Raw genomic sequence first — 20,870 nt, 5'->3', positions numbered from 1 at the left:
TGGAGGTAGCTGATATTCTTTACTTTCTTTGTAGATGAGATTTGCCATCATCTTGGATCATTCTAGGGTTATCAAGTCAATACCCCCAATCATTATGCACGATTGGAAGATTGTTTAATTCATCGCGGTAAAGCCTCCACTTTGGCATAAATTCATTCATTAAGGCTATAAATCTATCATTGTGACTTCTTTCGTGGAGATGGACTAATTCATGTACTAGAATGTATTCTAAACAAATTGGCGGTTTCTTGGCCAACTCTAGGTTCAGCCAGATTCTTTTAGCCTCTGTATTACAAGCACCCCATTTTGTTTTCATTTGCTTCACACCCCAATCGTCTACTTTAACTCCAATCACTTTTTCCCATTTTTCAAGTAATGGTGGAATTTGATGTTTCAATTCCTTCCGATACCACTCTTTGATGATTTTAGCTTTATCATCAACAGTGGAATTCTTTTTAACCTTGAGTACAATTCTTTTTGCCCCTGTCAGCTCTACCTTACTATATCCTTCCTGTTCTTTCACTTCCAGAATATACCTCCTGCCTTGAAAGTAATGGCTTTCACCAGATACATAATCACGTTTGGTTTCTCTTGCCTGCTCTTGAAAGTTCTTAACATTCTTTTTTATCCAGCCCAGCTTACTAATGGCAAACAGCCTTAAAACTTCCTCATTCGTCTTTTGAGGTACTGCCAAGCGTACTCTACCATGTGGTGGATATACTGCCAAATGCATATTCTTGATATCCTTCCTTACCACTTCAATCTGAATGTTGGCGATCTGTACTATTTCAGGACTAATATTCACTCTGTGCCTTAATTATATTCATTAATTCCATAGTTTTCTCTGGGTCATTAATGATCTTATTTACTTCGATACGCAATTTCTTCTCTTTGATTCCACCATCACGCCATCCGTCCAATTTGTTGTAACGAATTGCATGATCCAGTACCATGGATAGTGAAATATCACTATCCAAATTATCATAGAGTGCTTGCTTAGCTTTCGTGTTTATTTCAGCAGGATATGAGGTATTACCAGCAGGATTAGAAACATTTTTGGCTAGCTCCTTTATTTTCTCTAGGTATTCCTGATAAGCTATTGCCGCTTGATTTCTCTGGTGGATAAGATCATTCAGAAGAGCAGACATTTTCTCGTAGTATTTTGGATTTGTCTGAGCCTCCTCATTAATCACTTTCCTGACATTATTTTCGATGGTCTCAGCTATAGCTGTCTGTCTGCTTTGCTTTTGATTCTCTGGGGTGCCTCTTAATTCATCACCCAGATTTACAATCAAATCTACCAGTGACTTATTCTCAAAATCTGAAATCTTTTTGCTGGCATTGGCATCTAGATACATATCCATTAATTGCCTCATTCCAGGTTCAAACCGTTTGAAATCTAGGTAGTCTCCGCTAGCCTGTTTGATGGTTTCTCGTAGGTCTGAGTAATATTTTACCTGCTCCTTTATTTTTGCTGCTTCAGCATCTGAATAACCAAGTTTGTGCATTTCATTTGCCACATTGGCATAGGCCCTTATCAACTTTACTACGGCCTTGTAGAGTCCAATTCTTTTTTCTTCAGTTTCTTTTATTTCGTTTGGATTTTCTGTGTTACCACAGAAATATTTGATAAAGCTTGGTTCATCTTTAGGGTGCACTGGCTCGCACATTGCATTCAAAGCTTCTAATGCTGTCTCTAATCGATCTTTGCTTTCTGTATGCCGATCCTTTAATAATCCTTTTACATCTTCCTCATCATAGTTGTCAAATGCTTGTGAAGTATAATCAGTGATGGACTTCTGCAAACTCTGGAACAAGTCCTTGTAATCTATGATGTAGCCATATTCTTTACTCTCTGTGTCAATTCGATTCACACGGCAAATTGCTTGAAAAAGACCATGGTCTTGCATGCTTTTATCGATGTAGAGATAAGTGGCTGAAGGTGCATCAAACCCTGTCAGTAGCTTGTCCACCACGATCAAAAGCTTCATTTTGCTTGGTTCTTTGATAAACTTAGCCTTTACCTCAGCTTCAAAATCTTCCGTAGATTTCCCTTTCAACATTTTGGTGTAAACCTCATACTTCATCAGTTTATCTGTCAAACCCTCTCCTGTTTCTTCCCCTTTAATATCTCCATGGTGAGGCTGATAGGAAGTGATTATTGCACACTGCTTGAAATTATTACTCTGGAAAAGCTCGTAGTATTTACATGCCTGATGCACCGAGCTTGAAACAAGCATCGCATTACCTTCACCAGTTTTTAACCTTGGCTTTGTTTCAAAGTCAAAAATGATATCAGATACGATCTTATCCAATCTAGACCTAGAACCAAGTACCTTTTGCATCGTACCCCAACGCTTCTTCAATTCTACTTTAGCAACATCTGTAAGACCTGCTGTTTTAGCATCAAACCACTCGTCAATCTTATTTTGGTCAGTGACAAATTGCTCCACATCTCTAGCTTCATACAATAAGTCCAGCACTACTCCATCTGCAACAGCCTCATCAAACTTGTAGGGTGTTCCGATGTATGGTCCAAATATTTCAATAGACTTTTGCTTGTCTTTTTTAAGCAATGGTGTCCCGGTAAATCCAATAAATAATGCCTCTGGAAGAATCATTTTCATGGCATCATGCAACTTCCCAGATTGAGTTCGATGGCATTCATCTACAAACACATAGATATCTCCCTTAGCTCTAAAATCAGTTCCTAAATTAGCCTTCACCTCCTCAATAAATGAATCAAAGTCCCCATCTTCAGCATTTCGGCCAAATTTGTGCACAAGACTGCAAACCAGCATTTCGGTCTTGTGATTTAATACGCTGATTAAATCTCTACCACTTTTGGTTCTGTAGATTTTTTCATCAATGCCTGTAAATAGCTTATCTATCTGGTCATCCAGTTCTTCACGGTCTGTAATGATGAGAATTCGGCTATCTCTTACATTCTCTCGTATCCATTTTGCTAACCAAACCATGGTTAAAGATTTACCAGAACCTTGGGTATGCCAAAGAATACCCCCTTGTTTGGTTTTGACGTTGGTTTGGGCTGCTTTAATCCCAAAAAACTGGTTTGGTCGGCATAATTTCTTGACACCTTTATCAAAGACCACAAAATCATGAATAAGCTCTAAGAGCCTGCTCTTCTCACAGAGTAAATAAAGATGCTTATCGAGGATGTAATCAAATTCAGTCCCGCACTCCTCTTTCCAACTCAAATAATATTTCTCTGGGGTTTCAATAGTCCCATAGCGCATTCCTTGGGTATCATTCCCTGCTAATAAAAATTGCATGGTGGTATAAAACTTGGGGATAAATTCATCCTTCTGATTATCCAGATTCTGACGAATCCCTTGCTCCACACCAACTTTACTTCTTTTTAATTCTAGAACTCCAAGTGCTATTCCATTAACGTAAATAACCAGGTCTGGTCGCTTACTATATCTTCCATGGACAGTCACCTCTTCGGCTACTCCAAATTGATTACTCTCTGGATTTTTCCAGTCTATGAGCCACACCGTTTCTTTGGGCTGTCCTAATTCCTCTCTTACAGTAACACCATAGCGAAGTAAATGATAGACCTCTTTGTTGGCTTCATATAACCCTTTGGAAAGGTTGGTGGCAGCTTTTACCAAACTATCAATTGCCTTTTGAGCCTGTATGTTAGAATAGCCATTTCCCAGCAAGTAGGACCTAAGAATATCTTCTTCTATAGGATGCGTACGAACTTCATCTTCCCAATCCCCCAGATAGGTATAGCTTAATTTGGTTTGGAATAAATCAATCACTCGATCCTGAGTTGTTCGTTCTGATTTCCCTATGCTTGTTCTCATTTTAAAACAATTTAATGATCAAATCTTATCCTACTAAACTTCCAATTTATTCAAATGCTAATTCCTGTAAGAGACTATGCTTTTCTAAAAATTTCATTTTTATGTGAAATGTAATAGGACTTGTATCCCTCATTTTCACACTCCTCAGCCCAAAGACCCTGGATTACCTTGCTTTTATTAAATATATCGTTCATACCTTTGTTCCAACTTACCCAGATATTGCCATTAATTCTCCCTTCTTTGTGCCAATAATACTCCTCAGCACAGATATTGAAAAAGTCTATCACTACACCTTCCTTTTTTTCTCTATCCTTAGCTTTTAAACCATTCCATTCCTCAATACTCAATTTGGAGATTATATCCAGTTTGTTGTTGATTAAATCATAGCGCTGATTAAACTCTGTAAACAGGTCCTTCATCATTCTGTCATCAGCTAATTTTTGAGTGTGCTTTTGATATCGACTTGTCAACCAAATAGCAATCAATGAGATTATCAGAGGTGCCAAATCTTTTAAGATATCAGTGTAAAAAAGTATGTTTTCTCTCATTTCAGCCTTGCTTAACCTTTTGCAATTTTAGCATCCTACTTTTCATTGATTTATATTTTGATTCCAATTGTCACACCACTTCTCATAGATAAAGTTAGGTAGGGTTCTAGCCATGTTTGGATCTTGTGGTTCCCAACCTCTCATTTGAAAGCGTGCATTTTTAGAGGGGGTGAGGAGATGCGAAAAGTAGATGTCATTTTGATGACAGTATGCTATTACCTCATTGATTTCAACATCAAATAATTCAACTCCTTCCTGTCTGGTAAAATAGACAGCGCTTATTGTAGGGTGCTGTTGCAATAGGCCTATAATGCCTGTCCTTTCAAATTCATTAAAGACGTTTGCAAATTCGGCATCCATAAATTCACCAATTACCTCAAGGTGATGTGGATTGTGTTCATCGGCATCTTCAATTGAAGCTATCAAGTCAGTAATGACCACCTTTTGCTGATGACAGAAATTTTTCCATTCTACTGGTCCAGCATGCCTAAGACCTTCAGTATTGAACATTCTTGGCAATACGTCCCAGAAATAGTTATTACCTGTTCTTCCATAGAACCATTCCGCATGATTATCAATAGGCCACTCTGGATTGAACGTACCAATGATTAGCGTTTTTGGCTCAAAGTATAAAGCTTTGAGATGGAGGTAGTCGTAAAATTTATGTTCACACGCCATACCTATACAAGTCTAGTTTTTCCCGTCAATAACTCCTGCATCATCCCCTGTTTGATGGATTGGCACTTTGCTTTCTTAGTTTCTAATTGCTCGATTTCTGCATCCATATCGGAAAGGATTTGAGCAATAGCTTTTTGCTCTTCGATATTTTCGGGAACACTAATGATTAATTTTTCAAATGTCGTTCTTTTAATTCCTTGGGCTGTTGAGCCAGTTGCACTTTTAGATATGTAATTTTGAAATGTGTTAGAGATTAAAACCTGGAAAATAAAAGAAGACTCGTATTTGTCTTTTTCAAGCTGAAGTAAAATAGTTCGCTGACTCAATATATACTTCCTATTATCTGGAATTAATGCAATATTTCCCAAGGGTGCCTCTAGAGTAAAAACAATGTCATCCTTTTCTACATCACCATTTCGCATCCATCTTTTATAAAGTGATTCTGAACCAAAGTAACATTCAGAACTATAGTCAATAAATCCTTTTTTAACATTTCCTGCTGACAAGGCTACTATTTCTCCATCACCCCAATCCATTCCAAGCTTTCTAGGAGTGACTCCCCTGTAATCAATAATGTTTCTTGTCAAGTTCCCTATTGAAATTTTCCTCCATTCTCCACTAAACCCATCCAATCTCTTCCCTCCTTTATGTGGCGGCGTCAACAGCTGCTGCATTGCCCCTTGTTTGATGGCTTTCTTTTTGGTGATAAGCTGCTCCAAACTGCTGATCAGTTCATCTACATCACTGAGTGCCGTGGCTATGGCTTTTTGTTCAGTGAGGGTTGGTGGGATAGGGATGGAATACTCAAATAGATCAACAAGAGTAATACTTGCCTGATTTGCATTCCCCCTATAAATTTTCTCAATATGGCTTATGTAATTTTCTCTCTTTAATGCATAGTATAGAAAAATTTGTGTCGAATCTTCTTTAGCCCGAAACAGAACTGCATTTTGATTTAATAAACTTCCAACATGCTCTTCTGTTACTCGAACTACATTTCCTACCATTGAATCATACATTGGTGGCTTCGAACCAACAGTACTTAGTATCAAGTCATTTTTGTAAAGTCTCCACTTTTCAAACTCGTGCTTTTTTTTATTACTTATGTAAACAGGGGTTTTATTAATAATTCTATCAAATAGCGTATCACTTACTCTAATTATTCGAATACCATCATCTGTGTAATCCGTTGATTTGAAAGCAAATCCCTTTGTATGTAAAACTAGTTTACCTAAATAATTAATATCCCAGTCTTCGGGAATTAAACCCACTTCGGTTTCCTTATAGCCTTGCTTCCTCATTAATTCCATACCAATCCCATGGTTGAAAGGTGAGCACTTACTTTATCTTCCAGTATTTTGGTATGGTTATCCAATTCACCTAAAGTGTTTTCATATCGTTCTGCCAGTTCCTTAATTCTACCAGTCAATCGCTGGGAAATGGCATCTATCTCGGTTTGTATGGCAGCTTGTAAGCTGGCAAGCCACTTATCATCCACCACCAAGGTTCTCACTTCTGCTTCAGTGAGGGTTTTGTATTTAGCCAAGGTTAATTCATCCAATTCATACTCTTTGGTTTTGAGCGATTTCTTCAAGTCAGCCTCTTTGGTGAATAGCTCCAAGATGGTATTGGCTAGCTTTACCGCTTCCTTTTCGTTGGGATTGCTTTTGTTTTCTTTGATAAAAGCAGCAATGGTTGATTTGGTGATTCCTCCCTTATCATTGGATGCTTCACTTAGCAAACCTTCTTCCCCTGCATGCTCTTCTTCAAGCCCAGTGATTTCAGCTTGAATCCCTTCAATTTTTGCTTCCAAGTCTTGTAATTCCTGCTGCTCTTTGACCAGGTATTTATCGATCACCAATTGCTTGGGAATTAAATCACAAGTCCAGCCTTTATCGGTTTCTTTACCAGACTTCTTATTCTTCTCAATGATCCGCTTCACCTTGGCGACCCATCCATCTTCAACCAAGAGATAGACATCATCCTTCATCGTTTCATTCCAATAATCCAAGAGGTGCTGATAGACATCATAGCGAACTATCAGAGGACGGTTAGAATAGCGTTCCAACAAGTCCTCAGCAATGCTCTTTATAAATGCCTTAGGCTTGGTGTTTTGATCAATTCCATTTAGTCTGGCGTGATTATGCTCTCGGTACTCTTCAAAGATAACATCTAGCTTCTCATTGTATGCGGTGAAATCTGAGTGATCAAAAATGGTGCTTTTGATAGCTGACTTGGCTACGTTCAGCTTAGAATACCCCTCACGTAAGGGGGTAAATAACTCCTTTCTCAAATTAGGATATACCTCCCAATACTCTTGAAGGGCCTCAATGTCTTTCTGTGGTATTCCACCATTTAGATGGGCATTTAAATCTTGGACATCCTCTTCCTCTTGGGTGTCTATGTATCGGGGAATATTGAGATTGTACTCGTTCTTCTCGATTTCACTGTAGGGTACAATGCGAGAATATTTATCAATTTCCCACTGACGCGTAAAGGCATCTACAATCTTATGAATGTCCTGCTCTCGTAATCGGTTTTTATTGCCATCCTTGATATAGCCTTTGCTGGCATCCATCATAAAAATACCTCCACGACTTTCTACATCTTCTTTATCAATGACTATGATACAAGCAGGAATACCTGTACCATAAAACAGGTTGGCAGGTAAGCCAATGATCCCTTTGATCCATTTACGCTGAAGGATATTTTTACGAATCTCTCCTTCAGCACCTCCTCTGAACAATACACCATGAGGAAGGATCACTGCTCCCTTTCCTGTACTCTTTAAAGAGGCTATAATGTGGAGTAAGAAGGCATAGTCCCCATTCTTCTCTGGAGGAATTCCATAGCCTCTAAAGCGGTTGAATTCATCATCCATGGCATTGATACCACTCGTCCAGTTCTTGACTGAGAATGGAGGATTTGCCACTACAAAATCAAAGCGTTTTAAAGCACCATCTACTTCTTTGAAATTGGGTGATGCAATTGTATTTCCACCACTAATTGCAGCTTCTGGATATCCATGAAGCCACATATTCATAATGGCTAAGCCTTTGGTAGCAATATCTTTTTCCTGTCCGTATAGTGTCAGGCCATTGGGTGCTTCTTCGGCTACTTTTAATAAGAGAGAACCCGAACCACAGGTTGGGTCATATGCTGTGTAGGAAGGTTTATTTGCTTTTTCTACACTGATTACCTTGGATAGAATTCTAGAGACTTCAGCAGGGGTATAAAACTGTCCTTTACTCTTTCCAGATTCGGTTGCAAAGTGACGCATCAAAAATTCATAGGCATCGCCTAATACATCATCATCTTCTGCACGGTTGTTTTTGAAGTTTAGTCCTGGATTTTCAAAAATGGCTATGAGCTTGGATAAGGTATCCACCTTTTCTTTGCCACTACCCAGCTTATCATCGTCATTGAAATCCACCAATTCCATAGAACCTTCCAGTCCATTGGCTGCAAAGAGTGGTCGTAGAATTTCTTTATTGATTCTGTCTCCAATATCCGGTTGATTTTTTAATGCAACCATATCTTCAAAAGAAGCACCCTTTGGTATTTCGATCAAACTCATAGCGTCACCAGCGTACTTATCGCTGACATACTTGACAAAAAGCATTGTAAGCACGTAATCTTTGTACTGTGAGGCATCCATCCCACCTCTTAACTCATCACAACTTGCCCAAAGGGAGCTATATAATTCTGATTTCTTTATTGCCATTCTATTTCTGGTATTTCAATTCTGGGTTAAATTCTTCTTTTGGGAATATAAGCTTGTCAGATGTAATCCATAGGTTTCTTTCGAGTTCTAAGGTTATTTAATTAGTAAGAGATAAAACAATTATCATTAGAATTACCGCTAAGATTATGAATATCCCGAAATACTCTCCGTTTGACGTATCATGTTGGTTTTCATCCATATTTGGATTAAATGACAACTTTTCAAAGCTTTCTATATTTTTGAAATAATCAATCAAATTCAGATCAGGCAACTCATTTTCATTAGCAAAAGCTAAAAAATCTATTGCTATACCATCTCTCTTTAGAATCAAAGCTTTTCCATCTACAAAGACCTCATTCATCAGTATTTTCTTTCCTGCAAGCGTGATGACTAAGGAGTTCATAGCGGGTAGGTATTCCCAAGTACTCTCCTGAATTTCTCCTTCTTTTACGATGTACAGTGAATTGTCTTTTCTGAAGATGAGCCTTTGAAGATTCAAATCTCCACCTACCATAGTCCAGGGGATATCTACCAAAATATTCTGCTTCGCTAATCCCTGACTGTAGGACTTAAGGTTGGATTGGAGGTCTTTGATAAGGTCTTGAAGCATGGCTCTAAAACATTGAGTTTTAAAAATAAGAATTTAATTGATTAAATCATCTATAGTTTTTATTCCCTTAGAACTATTATCAATCATTTGAGTCTAAAATCAAAAATTTCTCTCTGCTAAATTGGTAAGGACATTTGAAACATCCTCCACAACAATCTGCCCTTCCTGGTTGTAGAGCTTGTTTTCTTCAATAGAAATCTTCCCTCCATATCCAAAAAAAGGGGCCTTCAATCTTGCTACCCTTCCTGTATTTAAGTCTGATACAAAAATTCTGAAAGCTGGTTCTGGAGTTTCACTAACAGTAAAAAAAGCAAATTCACCATTTGAAACTACACTGGATATGGATGGATCTCTTAATCTCTCAGGTCCACTGGTCAAGGGATGGTCAGTAACAAACAAAACAGCTTCATCAGATCCATTCTTTAAAATCAGGCTATGCTTTCCTCTCCACAGGATAAGATCACTCTCCTCCACATTGATTTGTTCCTGATGGAGATCATGGTTGTTCCCATAATACTCTAGAGAGCCTTCTTTGGATTCATCAATCCATGCAGGTGGCTCTTGAATTGGATGATAAGCTGACTTGATCATTCGATCATCTATTTTCAACTGGTATTTTGAAATTTTACCTATTGGTCCATTATTCCAAAATGGCTTAACAGGTAGGATCAAATCAAATAAATCATCTTCAACAGGAATAATAGCTTGGAGATTAGCTTGAATGATCCAGTCCAGTGTAGGGTCTGGTTCTGCTTGAATATCAGGAAATAACTTCTCAGCTAGTGCATCATAAAATGGCTTATGCTCTGATAATCTCGCTTCTGGTGGAAATGGTACCACAAGTTTTATATCACAGAAACAACCCCAGGTGTTAAGCTCATAGATTTTTCCAGTGGCCCCATTTTTAACATGGCCATAATATCCTCCGAAGCCACTTCCTCCATCATACCAAATCTCCATTTTATCTGGAATTCCATCCTTATTAAAATCTTCGCTGTAGTCCCCTTCTTGTTGAGCATGGGATATATTGACTATCAAGACAAGTAGGGAAATACTTAAAAAGTTGATTTTCATCGATAAACTAAATTTGATCATAGAATACAAAATAAGAATTTAAAGGCAAACTATTTTCTTCAAACCCAAATTAAGCTCAGTCTAAGTCTGAACTTACACTATTTCGAAACCTCCTTGGAATACAGCTTTCTTTGCAGTAAGCACTTTGGTAGAAGGCTCCCCGAGCTTCCTCTTGTTTGCGGTAGTGATAATTACTAGTGCTAAACCAGATACATTTTCTGATATAGCATTCCTGAGCCTCAAATTCATCCATAAGCTTCAATAGTACCTTATGCTCCTTCTCCTCATTCCAGTAGATTAACTCAGTGATACGCTCATCAATTTCTTGGGGTACTTCAAACTGATTCCACTCCTCAGCCATAATCCATCTGGCTTCGAGCTCTTCGTCCTCTATTTCAGGTTTGTTCAGTAAATCCTTCATCAAAAAACTCTTTTATACTAATATCTAACCCTTTCAATATTTTAAGCAAACTACTGAATTTCAAATCTTCCCCTTTTTCATACCTTCCATATTGTGCCCTTGGTATATTATGGTCGTAGGCAAAATATTCATAGGAGGTATATCCTTTTTGAATTCGAAGCTGCTTGATTCTAGCAGCTAGTTTTTGGAGCTGATCCTTTTTGAATTCCTCGAATTGCTCATCCTTATTCTTCATAAAGATAAAGCAAATTCATTACGAACTCTTGCGTTACCGCTTTTAAGTTACTACTTTAGAGTATCAAATGAAATTTTCGATATTACTAAATATATGAAAGAAGTTAGTTTTACAGCAAAATATTGGAAAAGCACAATAATCAAAGAAAACGCCTTAAGCAGGATGGCATTAGGATTTGATGGAGCAGATGTAAAAATATCTGACACAAATATCGAAATTAAAGTCAAGGGTAATTTAGTTTTTCATTCGACTTTAAAACCACTCCCGTCTGATCCTTGGACCATCAGTTTTAGAGGGGTCTTAGAGGATGGTTCTGATTTCCGAATTATAAAACCAAGTGATTCTAGCCTTTCAAAACTTCAAAAAAGCATGAATTGCAAAGGGGTATTTTCAATAGCTAGCATGGATCCTCAAGGATTTGCTATCCACTTCTTACTAATTTAATATGGATAGGAACCAGATTATTAATTCAATTGGAGATGAAATTGAAAGAGCAATTGATGCTCATTTTCGAAATAATGACGGTATAAATTTGGAAAAGATTATTCATGAAGGGGCTGTCTGTTTAGCTGTTAATCATATTATCTTACAGGAAAAACTCCCTCCAGGTTACTTCAAAGCTGATCTTCTAGAACCAATTCGAGAAGGAATTATGATAAAACTTCATGAATTGTTTCCAGATCATTTTACAGAATCTCACCATTCAATGATTGATATAGTTTACTCAAACATTCTAAATTCACCTGTTCCTAAATCCTACATTGAAAATCACTATAATCAGTTATTCTCAGATAGAAATTCTCAAAATTTCAATGATGATGAGGACCTCTTTTTTTAGAGGATTAAAAAAACCCTTTAACTTTCAGTATCCAATTTGTCTCCTCATTTTCTAAGTTGAATATAATTTCGGGTAGTGGTTAATTTTCTATCCCTAGTAACCTACTGAGCCACAATCAAAGGGATTCCCGTTAAAATGGAGTTGGCGATAAAGGCTGTTCTTTCTATATAGCTTGAAATTAGCATCCTCTCAAAGGCGCTTCATATAGTCATTGTATTTCGTTGGAAATCTTGATTGGCTTTATATAAAAAAGAGGTGTATTACCACCTCTCATTATTTGAAGAAATTGCTAAGCTTTTCCAGCTCAGTCCTCTTATTCTCATCCGCTATCTCCACATACTTCTGAAGGGTAGTTAGCTTTCGATGCCCAGTAATTTTCTGAATCACAGGTAAGGGAATCCCAGCTAATATGGCATTAGTAATAAAGGTTCTCCTTCCCGTATGACTTGCAATCAGCTGGTGTTTGGGAAAGGTCAGGTACTTTTTCACACCCTTTTCATACCGTACTATTTCGATTTGGTCTGTAATTCCAGCTTCTCTGCAAAGCCCCTTGACATAGTCATTAAACTTCTGATTGGAGATTCTCAGTGGTATAAGATCATACTCATATTTAGCCAATACCTCTTTTAAATGAGGATGAATAGGAATAGATACTTTCTCTCCTGTCTTCTGGGTATTGATAAATAGAAACTCACCTCTTACCCAGCTTTTTCTTATTCTGACTGCATCTCCAAACCTTAGACCTGTAAAGATCAATACAAGGAATAAATCCCTCACTTTGGATTCTGAATTAGTCTTTGGGACATACTGAATCAGCTTTACCACTTCACCCTTGCTTAGTACTATTGTATTGGTTTCAACCATTCTAGGATATTGGAATTCCTTGTAGAATTCATTTTCTAGAAGGCCCTCTTTTCTGAGGTAATTCATAAACAATAGGATAAACCTGAAATTCTTGTGGATGGTATTTGGCTGTAATCCTACCTTTTGTTCCCAATAATGCGTCAGTTTATTGATAAAGGTCTGATTGTATTCCACTAGGTACATTTTCTTTCTGCCTAGAAAGATCTTTAGATGATTTTTAATGGTAGTAAGCTTAATTACCATTTTGTGCTTGGCTGTCAACTTCTTTACTTCCATAAATTCTTCAAACAGCGTGAGAATATCCCTTTCCTGAACAGGCTTCTCTTCTAATTTGGTCTTTATTAGGTCTACTGTAAGATATCCAATCTCCTTCTCCCATTGATAGAGCTGTTGCTTTACTTCTTGATGCTTATCTTCTAGTCTTCTCAGAAGCTGCTCTTTTTGGGGATATGATTTAGAGATTATACCATTTTTCCAGAATTTCTCATGGATTTCCTCCCCTGTGGGAAGGTACATTCGCTCCCTTTTGCTATCTCTGGAAAAGTAGATTTCTATGGTAATCTTACCTATTCCAGATTTCTTACTGGGGTTCTTTAGGACATATTTTGTTCGGTACATTTTCAGTGGCAATTCAGTGGCAGAACTCTCTGAAATCCTCTGGATCAACTCATCATTTTATATACTTAATCGAAATGGAAACTGGTAGAATCAACTTGTACTAAGCTCTAGAAATTATACCTAAACTAAGGTGTCGATCAGGTCAGACTGCGAGCGGTGATGCGATTAAGCCGTTCTAAGATCAATCGATAAGCTAGGTTCAGGTGTGTCATCCAGCATAATCTAGTCGAAAAACCAACAGGTGACTAAGCATGTAGACGGTACGGTGTTTCCTTATCTGGACGCGAGTTCGAATCTCGCCAGCTCCACAAAAAAGCCTCCCAAATTATAATCTGGGAGGCTTTACTTTTTTAAAGTCTATAGGAAGAATCAACCATTTCCCCTCAAAATCTCCATAGGAGGCTGATTGATAATTTTTCGCCCATTCAGCCAACCCAAAACGATGGTAAGCAGAGTAATCGAAGCATATAGTCCCAATGCAGCGCCCCAAGCAGGTCGGAAATTCATTTCAAACACAAAGGCACTTAGCATCCATGTAGCCAAAAAGGATAAAATGATTCCTGATAGAGAGGCTAAACTTCCCAAAAAGAAATATTCCAAGGTGTTAATTTTGGTCACTGTACCAGAGTCCGCTCCTAAAGTGCGAAGCAGTATGCTCTCTCTCATTCGCTGGTACTTGCTAATAATAAGCGAACTTATCAATACCAAAATCCCTGTTGCTATGCTGAAAAGCGCCATAAATTGAATCACAAAGCTGATTTTATTAAGAATATCCTCCAAGGTTTCCACAATTGCCCCAAGATTTACAATCGAGATATTGGGGAACTCTCGGACCACTTCCGACTGAATGGCTGCCGACTCTCTGTCATTTTTGGTGCGAGTGATGATCACATGAAACTTAGGAGCCTGCTCTAGGACTCCTTCTGGAAATAATACGATAAAATTGGTAGAAACTTGATTGAATTTGACATCCCTATAACTTCCAACATACGTTTTAATAGGCCTCCCTTGCACGTTGAATTCGATCTCATCTCCTATTTTAAGATTATTACCCCTGCCAAAGCTTTCTGACAAACTCACAAAAATCGAATCTCCCCTAGCTCCCAAGGGAACGAGTTCTCCTTCTACCAAGGTCTCTGTTTCAGTCAAGGTGTCCCGATAGGTCACTCGGTATTCTCTATTGTACATCCAGCGAGAATAATCCTCCTCATCAGGGAGCTCCTCATTTTCCCGCTTGTCTATCCCGTTGATTTCATTAAGCTGCATCGTCACAATAGGCACTTCCTGTAAAATCCGCAGTCCACGACCTATTACTTTGTCCCTGACAGCATCCAACTGTGGCGTCTGAATATCAAACATCAGCAAATTCGGCTGATCCTCTTTGTCTGCAAATTTCGCTTCTTCAAGAAGTTGATTTTGGAGAAAAAACAAGGTACTGATCATCGCCGTGCCCAATCCGATGGTAGCTATCAGAGAAATCGTCTGATTATTGGGACGGTAGAGATTAGCCAAAGCCTGACGCACCGTGTAGCGAAGAGTAATCGGAAGGAATTTACGGACTGACCACATGATCAATTGTCCCACTCCCCAAAGCAAGGCAAAAGCAAAAACCACAAAGCCTGTGAATCCAAATGACCAAAGAACCTGGCCCAATAAGTAATAGCTAAAACCCCAAATGAAGAGTAAAATACCTAAAACGACCAACCAACGCATGGGGTCCTTTAAAAGTGTAGTACCAGCTGCTTCAGGTCTTAGCGTGGCCATTGGTGACACTTTCCTCACTTTTAATAAGGGTAAAAGTGCGAAAAGAATAGAAACAAATAGCCCTGTAATAATTCCAAATCCAACAGAAAGCCAAGAAACACTAAAGCTGACTTCCACTGGTAAGAAATCAGCGAAGACAAACGGTAATATAAATTGCAGCGCTGTACCCAGAATAGATCCTAAAATCGCTCCCACCAATCCCATCACGACTATCTCGAAAAGATAAATCAAAAGCACATCTCTTGACGAAACCCCCAAACATCGGAGTACGGCTACAGAGGCAAGTTTTTCTTTTACAAAAACATTGACTGCTGAGGCTACTCCCACACAGCCAAGTAATAAGGCGATAAATGCTACAAGACTTAGGAAATTAGACAAGTTGCCAAAAGACCTGCCTGTCGATCGCTTTCTATCCTCTACTGTATCTGCGTCTATTCTATCAATCTCCCAATTGTCCTCAAATGGCTCGATAAGCGCTTCCACATCTGTGCCTGCTTCAAACTGAAAGTAACGATTATATTCTACTCTACTGCCATATTGTACCAATCCAGTAGCTTCCAAATAGCTATAAGGAATGTAAACTGCAGGAGCTACAGTAGCGGTAATTCCAGTTTGTCCCGGTACGCCTTGAAGTTCACCCGCGATTTCAAATTCCAGTTCACCAACTTTTATTTTATCACCTACTTGTGCATCAAACTGAGCCATTAGCACTTTTTCTACCAGCGCTTTTTGACCTCCTGACCTAAAGTCTGATTCTCCCGACTCAGGGATTGTTTCTAGTTTACCATAAAAAGGGAAATCTCCCTCCAAGGCTCTTACCTGAGTCAGACGGCTATCTCCGGTCGCAGGAAAAGCAACCATAGAAGCAAAATTCACTTCTTGTGCTAGTTGGGTGGCAATCGTATCAATCGCCTGCTCATCGATTGGCTTGTTATTTTCCAATACCAGGTCAGCACCAAGTAATTCTTTGGCTTGATTATCAATATCCGCTGTCAGATTATCTCCAAAAGAACTAATAGCCACTAATGCTGCAATCCCAACTACTATGGAAGACACAAAAAGTAAAAGGCGCGAAATATTTTTCCGGAAGTCCCGAAGCGCCATTTTTAGAATCCAGGCAAAATCAGGCATGATTATCCTCCTGTATTTTGCCTCCTTTGATATGTATGATACGTTGAGTTTTGGCGGCTAGCTCCAAATCATGTGTGACTAAAACCAGTGTAGTTCCATTTTCCTTGTTCAAGTCAAAAATCAATCGCTCAATCATTTCTCCCGTCTCAGTATCCAGGTTACCGGTAGGCTCATCTGCAAAAAGAATCTTTGGTTCATTGGCGAAAGCTCTCGCAATAGAGACTCGCTGCTGTTCTCCTCCTGACAACTGAGTGGGATAATGTGTGGCACGATCACCAAGCCCCACTTTATCCAATAGCTCTAAGGCTTTGGTTCTCGCATCTTTTCGTTTTTTGAGCTCTAGCGGGACCATCACATTCTCGAGGGCTGTGAGTGTAGGCAACAATTGAAAATTTTGGAAAATAAACCCAATATGCTGGCTACGAACTGCAGCTCGCTGATCCTCTGACAAGTTTTCGAGAGCTTGACCATTGAGGCGAATAGAACCTGTGCTGGCAGAGTCCAGTCCGGCACACAAACCTAAAAGAGTGGTCTTGCCACTACCAGAAGGTCCAACAATGGATATAGTCTCGCCACTGCTTATTTCAAAATTTACATCATCCAAAACGGTTAACTTTCTGCTTCCGCTTTGGTAGGTTTTACTGAGTCCTTGAATTGAAAGTATGCTCATTCAGCTTTATTTAACTTAACTATGAGAGTTGAAAACGGATCCGGGCTTCATTTGTTGACTTGAACATCCCGCAAAACTTAATCCTAGCAATAAACAAAAATTCAGCACAGAAACATTCCCCAATTGCACCGAAGGCAAAAATTATTGATAAACCAATTTGAATTAGACTGCTAAACCGTCTTTTGTGAACTTTTTGCTGGTGAATGACTTTTTGAATCTATACAATACGAAATCAAGGTATCTATTACAGCCTAAGGCTAAAAAATCTAGCGATTTGGATAATTTTACAAATTCTTGTGATCACTAGCCCTGTTTTTGTTCTTTAAGATTAACACCTGTAAGGTATTAAAATTCATTTATGAAAAAAACGACATTCACTCAGCTTGCCATGATGATTTCCCTTTTGGGATTATTATTTGCTTGCGGACCTGAAAATGAGAGCACTAAAGCTACAGCCGAAGAGGCTTCTACTAGTATTAAAGATAGCGATGTAGAAACAAAAAAAACGATATTATTTTTTGGAAATAGCCTGACAGCAGGCTATGGTCTTGATTCAGAGGATGCTTTTCCAGCCCTAGTCCAGCAAAGAATTGATAGTCTTGGCTTGGATTATCGAGTGATCAATGGAGGACTAAGTGGCGAAACGACAGCCGGTGGATTAAATCGTCTAGATTGGTTCTTAGAAGACGAGCCTTATGTATTCGTGTTGGAACTTGGAGGTAATGATGGCTTGAGAGGTATTGCCATATCAGAAACCCGGTCAAACCTCGAGAAAATCATTGAAAAGGTTCAGACCAAATATCCTTCTACAAAGATCATTTTAGCGGGGATGCAGATACCCCCAAACATGGGACAGGAGTATACCGATGAATTTAGAAAAATTTATCCCAAAGTGGCCAGCGAAAAAAATGTAACCCTTATCCCCTTTTTATTGGAAGGTGTAGCAGGTGACCCCGAGTTAAATTTGCCAGACGGGATTCACCCAACAGAAGAAGGGCATGAGATTGTCTTTGGGACGGTGTGGCCTTATATCAGTGACTTGGTTACGAATAGCTAAGATTTTGAGAAGAGACTAGACATCTTTCCAAATGGAATTCTCTTTTACCACCTTGCAGGGATTTCCATAAGCAATCACTCCGTCAGGAATGTCTTTTGTCACGACGCTACCAGCACCAATCAGGGATCGCTTGCCGATTTTGACGTTATTAGAAATAACTGCCCCCGATCCAATCTCACTTCCTTCGCCCACTTCCACATATCCCGATAAAACTGCAGCTGGATTGATACTTACAAAATCCCCCAAGGAAGCATGATGCCCTACTGACGCAGAACGTTTTACAGAAACACCGAAACCTAGCCGAGAAAATGAAGAAACAACCGCTTGAGGTTCAATCAAAACACCTTCCTGATAGCTAGCACTCGGAGCAACATAACTTAGTCTATGCCTTACCGGTATATAATCTTCTTGGGAGATTCCTCCTAATTCATTGAAGTGTTGAAATAAAATAAACCGTATATGGGATTGCTGAACGCCAAACTGGACCATAAAAGGCTTATTTGCTTCGAAATCATACTCTCTATCAGAAAAGTAATGGATATCATATAAGGATGGGACAAAATAACAATCCGGCAAATCGACATTTTTCACCACATCAAACTGAGAAATTCCAAAGCTTTCGTTAATAAGATCTGTCATTAAACCAACACCTGCTTCACTATGCCCCAATAGTATCAGCTTAAATTTTTCTTCTTTTGAAATCATCATTAGGAGATTAATTTATCAAATGAGCAAAATATCTTTTCAACTCATAAGAAAAGGAACGGAAGAAATGTATGAAATCCTTATCGATATATCTGAATTTGTACCAAGCATTAGAAATATTCACTAAATGCTTATTCTTGTTGGTTTGACTTAGATATAACCCGTTGGGATTGTAACGATACACACTAGTAATATCGGAGAGGTAAAAAATATCTCCCATTTGCTTATAAAAAGCAAACAATATGTTATCCAAGGGTAATGGTTTTTCAATGATTCTATTCTTTAAGAGTAAATTCATTCTATTTCTGACCAACCAACAAGAAACATGTCCAAAATAAGAAATTTTCTTATGGTCTTTTTTTGTAAATATCTTATTTCCCTGAGGGATTTTTACTTCCCCCTCATTATTGCCTATGCTATAATTGGTAATGCACATGTAAGCTTCAGGATAAGATTCTAATGTATCTACTTGCTTTTGTAGCTTCTGTGGATCTAACCAGAAATCATCTCCATCACAAAATGCAACATACTTCCCTCTTGCGGACCCATACAATCCCAATTGATTTCCTCTACCTGCCTTTTTGCCAAATAGTTTTATTTTTTTTGAGTCTTTTCTTAAAAATAATCTAATCTTATCTTGATTTTCGAGGGCATTTTTTTTGCATATTTCTCGAGTACGGTCTGGGCTTTCGTCTTCGCCTATCAAAATCTCAAATGGAAAGTCCGTTTTCTGGTTTAAGATACTAGCTAGACATTCCTCTATGAATTTTTCATGCTGAAAAGTGGGGACACAAACCGATACTAAAGGTTCGATAGAATTAACTGGTTTCGACTCACCTAGATATTCCATTAAAAATTACAATTCAACTTGCTTTAGGGTATTGTAAAAACCCAATCTCCCAAATTCTTTTGGATCCATAAAAGATTTTTGATTGAGTTTTATAAGCTCATGAACTCGTTTTACCAACTGAGCATTAGTAGCTTTCTGATCTTTAGTTCGATCCCACCAAATGTTGTCTTCTAACCCAACTCTGACACCAATACCTTGCGATATTGCCATCGAGTTGATTGACAGCTGATATTTGCCCAATCCTGCTAGAGACACATAATGATCACTTGGAATCTCTTGTAAAGCTGTGGCTACATGATTTAATTGAGCTTGGAATCCAGCGATATTCCCAAACAGTAAGTTCCAATAATAGGGGCCTTCTACAATTCCCTTTTGAATTAAATATTTTCCAAAATTGATCATTCCAAGATCAAAGCACTCTAATTCAGGAATGACCCCATTTTCTTTCATTTTATTGGCTAGACCAATTATGAAATCAGGTGAATTTACTGAAGCTTGCTTCAAAAAGTTTAAAGAAGATAAGGTAAGTGAACACATGTCAGGCTGTAGTTCCAACAATTCAGAACGCTTTTCGAACTCCGGAAAATTTCTCCCCGAACTGCTTCCACAAATAACCAAATCTGGACAGTGCTTTCGCACTCCTTCAAAAATCTCTTGATAAATACTTGATTTGTAGGTAGGGATTCCATCTTTTTCCCTAGCATGGAGATGAGCTATAGTAATTCCAACCTCATAAGCCTCGTGTGTCTGCTCGATGATTTCTGAGGGTGAAATAGGCACATGTGGTGTCATATCCTTGGTCGGAACCATGCCTGTAGGACAAAAATTGATAATTATTTTACTCATCTGATTCTTTTTGATTTATCGAAAAACCCAGAATCAAATATTCTAGGCTCTATGTGGAATATAGTGGGTAGTCGAATTTGAGTTTCCCAGCAATGAAATAAATCATGTTAATGTAGTTGTCAATGTTCCTGTACCCTCTGGCTCTTTTTTTGGCTAACTGTATTTTGGAATTAATGCCTTCGAGGACTCCGTTGTTTAAATTGGTTTCTGTATAGCTTACAATTCCGAACCAATGTGCCTGTATGGTTTTGGCCGCCTCCATGAACGGGAATATCTTGGATTCTTTTACAAGGTCACACCAATAGGAAAGGTATGCAGCAGCCTCTTCTTTGTCCTTAAAGTCCCAAAACTCGTTGAACAGTTCTTTGAGCCTATAAGCATTGGAAATGCTGGGCAGCAGTGTC

General features: G+C 38.5%; 20 protein-coding genes. 3 read left to right on the top strand and 17 right to left on the bottom strand.

The window, feature by feature from the left end; genetic code table 11:
* Nucleotides 1–76 precede the first annotated feature (76 nt).
* From BLQ57_RS10075 to BLQ57_RS10030, 10 genes are all read right to left on the bottom strand, one after another.
* On the bottom strand, nt 77–805 hold the full coding sequence (locus tag BLQ57_RS10075) for a M48 family metallopeptidase (RefSeq protein ID WP_240507796.1): 729 nt from the start codon (nt 803–805) through the stop codon (nt 77–79).
* The gene (locus BLQ57_RS10070) at nt 795–3,833 is read right to left on the bottom strand and encodes a type I restriction endonuclease subunit R (protein WP_087939356.1); all 3,039 of its coding nucleotides are present in this window, start codon (nt 3,831–3,833) and stop codon (nt 795–797) included. The genes BLQ57_RS10075 and BLQ57_RS10070 overlap by 11 nt, the downstream gene beginning before the upstream one ends.
* A gap of 74 nt (nt 3,834–3,907) precedes the next feature.
* Nucleotides 3,908–4,381, bottom strand: coding sequence for a hypothetical protein (locus BLQ57_RS10065; protein ID WP_087939357.1), 474 nt, complete (start codon nt 4,379–4,381; stop codon nt 3,908–3,910).
* Between the two features lie 42 nt (nt 4,382–4,423).
* A complete protein-coding gene (locus BLQ57_RS10060; protein ID WP_087939358.1) occupies nt 4,424–5,059 on the bottom strand; it encodes a hypothetical protein in 636 nt (211 codons plus the stop codon).
* A 2-nt stretch (nt 5,060–5,061) separates the two neighbouring features.
* Nucleotides 5,062–6,369: a restriction endonuclease subunit S gene (locus BLQ57_RS10055; RefSeq protein WP_087939359.1), complete on the bottom strand. Its 1,308-nt coding sequence runs from the start codon at nt 6,367–6,369 to the stop codon at nt 5,062–5,064.
* Complete coding sequence (locus BLQ57_RS10050; protein ID WP_087939360.1) at nt 6,360–8,783, bottom strand: type I restriction-modification system subunit M; 2,424 nt, start codon at nt 8,781–8,783, stop codon at nt 6,360–6,362. The genes BLQ57_RS10055 and BLQ57_RS10050 overlap by 10 nt, the downstream gene beginning before the upstream one ends.
* Before the next feature lie 97 nt (nt 8,784–8,880).
* On the bottom strand, nt 8,881–9,393 hold the full coding sequence (locus BLQ57_RS10045; protein ID WP_087939361.1) for a hypothetical protein: 513 nt from the start codon (nt 9,391–9,393) through the stop codon (nt 8,881–8,883).
* 99 nt (nt 9,394–9,492) lie between these two features.
* On the bottom strand, nt 9,493–10,467 hold the full coding sequence (locus BLQ57_RS10040; RefSeq protein WP_087939362.1) for a hypothetical protein: 975 nt from the start codon (nt 10,465–10,467) through the stop codon (nt 9,493–9,495).
* Between the two features lie 76 nt (nt 10,468–10,543).
* The gene (locus BLQ57_RS10035) at nt 10,544–10,888 is read right to left on the bottom strand and encodes a hypothetical protein (RefSeq protein WP_087939363.1); all 345 of its coding nucleotides are present in this window, start codon (nt 10,886–10,888) and stop codon (nt 10,544–10,546) included.
* Nucleotides 10,863–11,123, bottom strand: a complete 261-nt coding sequence (locus tag BLQ57_RS10030; RefSeq protein WP_087939364.1) for a helix-turn-helix domain-containing protein — start codon at nt 11,121–11,123, stop codon at nt 10,863–10,865. The genes BLQ57_RS10035 and BLQ57_RS10030 overlap by 26 nt, the downstream gene beginning before the upstream one ends.
* A gap of 93 nt (nt 11,124–11,216) precedes the next feature.
* On the opposite strand from BLQ57_RS10030, the gene BLQ57_RS10025 reads away from it, so the two are divergent.
* Both BLQ57_RS10025 and BLQ57_RS10020 read left to right on the top strand, forming a co-directional pair.
* Nucleotides 11,217–11,567, top strand: a complete 351-nt coding sequence (locus BLQ57_RS10025; protein ID WP_087939365.1) for a hypothetical protein — start codon at nt 11,217–11,219, stop codon at nt 11,565–11,567.
* Nucleotide 11,568: 1 nt separating this feature from the next.
* The gene (locus BLQ57_RS10020) at nt 11,569–11,961 is read left to right on the top strand and encodes a hypothetical protein (RefSeq protein ID WP_087939366.1); all 393 of its coding nucleotides are present in this window, start codon (nt 11,569–11,571) and stop codon (nt 11,959–11,961) included.
* A 273-nt stretch (nt 11,962–12,234) separates the two neighbouring features.
* Here the strand turns inward: BLQ57_RS10020 and BLQ57_RS10015 are convergent, their stop codons facing one another.
* The 3 genes from BLQ57_RS10015 to BLQ57_RS10005 form a co-directional block, all read right to left on the bottom strand.
* Nucleotides 12,235–13,443: a tyrosine-type recombinase/integrase gene (locus BLQ57_RS10015; RefSeq protein ID WP_087939367.1), complete on the bottom strand. Its 1,209-nt coding sequence runs from the start codon at nt 13,441–13,443 to the stop codon at nt 12,235–12,237.
* Nucleotides 13,444–13,812: 369 nt separating this feature from the next.
* Nucleotides 13,813–16,338 (bottom strand): ABC transporter permease, encoded by a 2,526-nt coding sequence (locus BLQ57_RS10010; RefSeq protein WP_087939368.1) that lies wholly within the window; start codon nt 16,336–16,338, stop codon nt 13,813–13,815.
* Complete coding sequence (locus BLQ57_RS10005; RefSeq protein WP_087939369.1) at nt 16,331–17,008, bottom strand: ABC transporter ATP-binding protein; 678 nt, start codon at nt 17,006–17,008, stop codon at nt 16,331–16,333. Before BLQ57_RS10005 ends, BLQ57_RS10010 begins: the two co-directional genes overlap by 8 nt.
* Before the next feature lie 358 nt (nt 17,009–17,366).
* Between BLQ57_RS10005 and BLQ57_RS10000 the strand changes: the two genes are divergently transcribed.
* Nucleotides 17,367–18,065: an arylesterase gene (locus tag BLQ57_RS10000; protein WP_205635621.1), complete on the top strand. Its 699-nt coding sequence runs from the start codon at nt 17,367–17,369 to the stop codon at nt 18,063–18,065.
* 15 nt (nt 18,066–18,080) lie between these two features.
* On the opposite strand, the gene BLQ57_RS09995 is transcribed toward BLQ57_RS10000, so the two are convergent.
* The 4 genes from BLQ57_RS09995 to BLQ57_RS09980 all read right to left on the bottom strand — a co-directional run.
* Complete coding sequence (locus BLQ57_RS09995) at nt 18,081–18,773, bottom strand: acetyltransferase (protein WP_087939370.1); 693 nt, start codon at nt 18,771–18,773, stop codon at nt 18,081–18,083.
* A gap of 7 nt (nt 18,774–18,780) precedes the next feature.
* Nucleotides 18,781–19,620, bottom strand: coding sequence for a glycosyltransferase family 2 protein (locus BLQ57_RS09990; protein ID WP_087939371.1), 840 nt, complete (start codon nt 19,618–19,620; stop codon nt 18,781–18,783).
* A gap of 6 nt (nt 19,621–19,626) precedes the next feature.
* Nucleotides 19,627–20,466, bottom strand: a complete 840-nt coding sequence (locus BLQ57_RS09985; RefSeq protein ID WP_087939372.1) for a beta-keto acid cleavage family enzyme — start codon at nt 20,464–20,466, stop codon at nt 19,627–19,629.
* A 49-nt stretch (nt 20,467–20,515) separates the two neighbouring features.
* Nucleotides 20,516–20,870, bottom strand: a 355-nt coding sequence (locus BLQ57_RS09980; protein WP_139162706.1) for a transposase, incomplete at its 5' end; no start/stop codon positions are given.

The organism is Algoriphagus faecimaris, assembly GCF_900101705.1.
GTDB classification, from domain to species: domain Bacteria; phylum Bacteroidota; class Bacteroidia; order Cytophagales; family Cyclobacteriaceae; genus Algoriphagus; species Algoriphagus faecimaris.
The sequence above is the reverse complement of the archived record's forward strand: the minus strand, read 5'-3'. Positions and strand labels throughout refer to the sequence as shown.

Coding starts and splice junctions, on each gene's coding strand:
- BLQ57_RS10070 (WP_087939356.1), bottom strand. CDS start 3,833: ATGAGAACAAGCATAGGGAAATCAGAACGAACAACTCAGGATCGAGTG.
- BLQ57_RS10065 (WP_087939357.1), bottom strand. CDS start 4,381: ATGAGAGAAAACATACTTTTTTACACTGATATCTTAAAAGATTTGGCA.
- BLQ57_RS10060 (WP_087939358.1), bottom strand. CDS start 5,059: ATGGCGTGTGAACATAAATTTTACGACTACCTCCATCTCAAAGCTTTA.
- BLQ57_RS10055 (WP_087939359.1), bottom strand. CDS start 6,369: ATGGAATTAATGAGGAAGCAAGGCTATAAGGAAACCGAAGTGGGTTTA.
- BLQ57_RS10050 (WP_087939360.1), bottom strand. CDS start 8,783: ATGGCAATAAAGAAATCAGAATTATATAGCTCCCTTTGGGCAAGTTGT.
- BLQ57_RS10045 (WP_087939361.1), bottom strand. CDS start 9,393: ATGCTTCAAGACCTTATCAAAGACCTCCAATCCAACCTTAAGTCCTAC.
- BLQ57_RS10040 (WP_087939362.1), bottom strand. CDS start 10,467: ATGAAAATCAACTTTTTAAGTATTTCCCTACTTGTCTTGATAGTCAAT.
- BLQ57_RS10035 (WP_087939363.1), bottom strand. CDS start 10,888: ATGAAGGATTTACTGAACAAACCTGAAATAGAGGACGAAGAGCTCGAA.
- BLQ57_RS10030 (WP_087939364.1), bottom strand. CDS start 11,123: ATGAAGAATAAGGATGAGCAATTCGAGGAATTCAAAAAGGATCAGCTC.
- BLQ57_RS10025 (WP_087939365.1), top strand. CDS start 11,217: ATGAAAGAAGTTAGTTTTACAGCAAAATATTGGAAAAGCACAATAATC.
- BLQ57_RS10020 (WP_087939366.1), top strand. CDS start 11,569: ATGGATAGGAACCAGATTATTAATTCAATTGGAGATGAAATTGAAAGA.
- BLQ57_RS10015 (WP_087939367.1), bottom strand. CDS start 13,443: ATGTACCGAACAAAATATGTCCTAAAGAACCCCAGTAAGAAATCTGGA.
- BLQ57_RS10010 (WP_087939368.1), bottom strand. CDS start 16,338: ATGCCTGATTTTGCCTGGATTCTAAAAATGGCGCTTCGGGACTTCCGG.
- BLQ57_RS10005 (WP_087939369.1), bottom strand. CDS start 17,008: ATGAGCATACTTTCAATTCAAGGACTCAGTAAAACCTACCAAAGCGGA.
- BLQ57_RS10000 (WP_205635621.1), top strand. CDS start 17,367: ATGAAAAAAACGACATTCACTCAGCTTGCCATGATGATTTCCCTTTTG.
- BLQ57_RS09995 (WP_087939370.1), bottom strand. CDS start 18,773: ATGATGATTTCAAAAGAAGAAAAATTTAAGCTGATACTATTGGGGCAT.
- BLQ57_RS09990 (WP_087939371.1), bottom strand. CDS start 19,620: ATGGAATATCTAGGTGAGTCGAAACCAGTTAATTCTATCGAACCTTTA.
- BLQ57_RS09985 (WP_087939372.1), bottom strand. CDS start 20,466: ATGAGTAAAATAATTATCAATTTTTGTCCTACAGGCATGGTTCCGACC.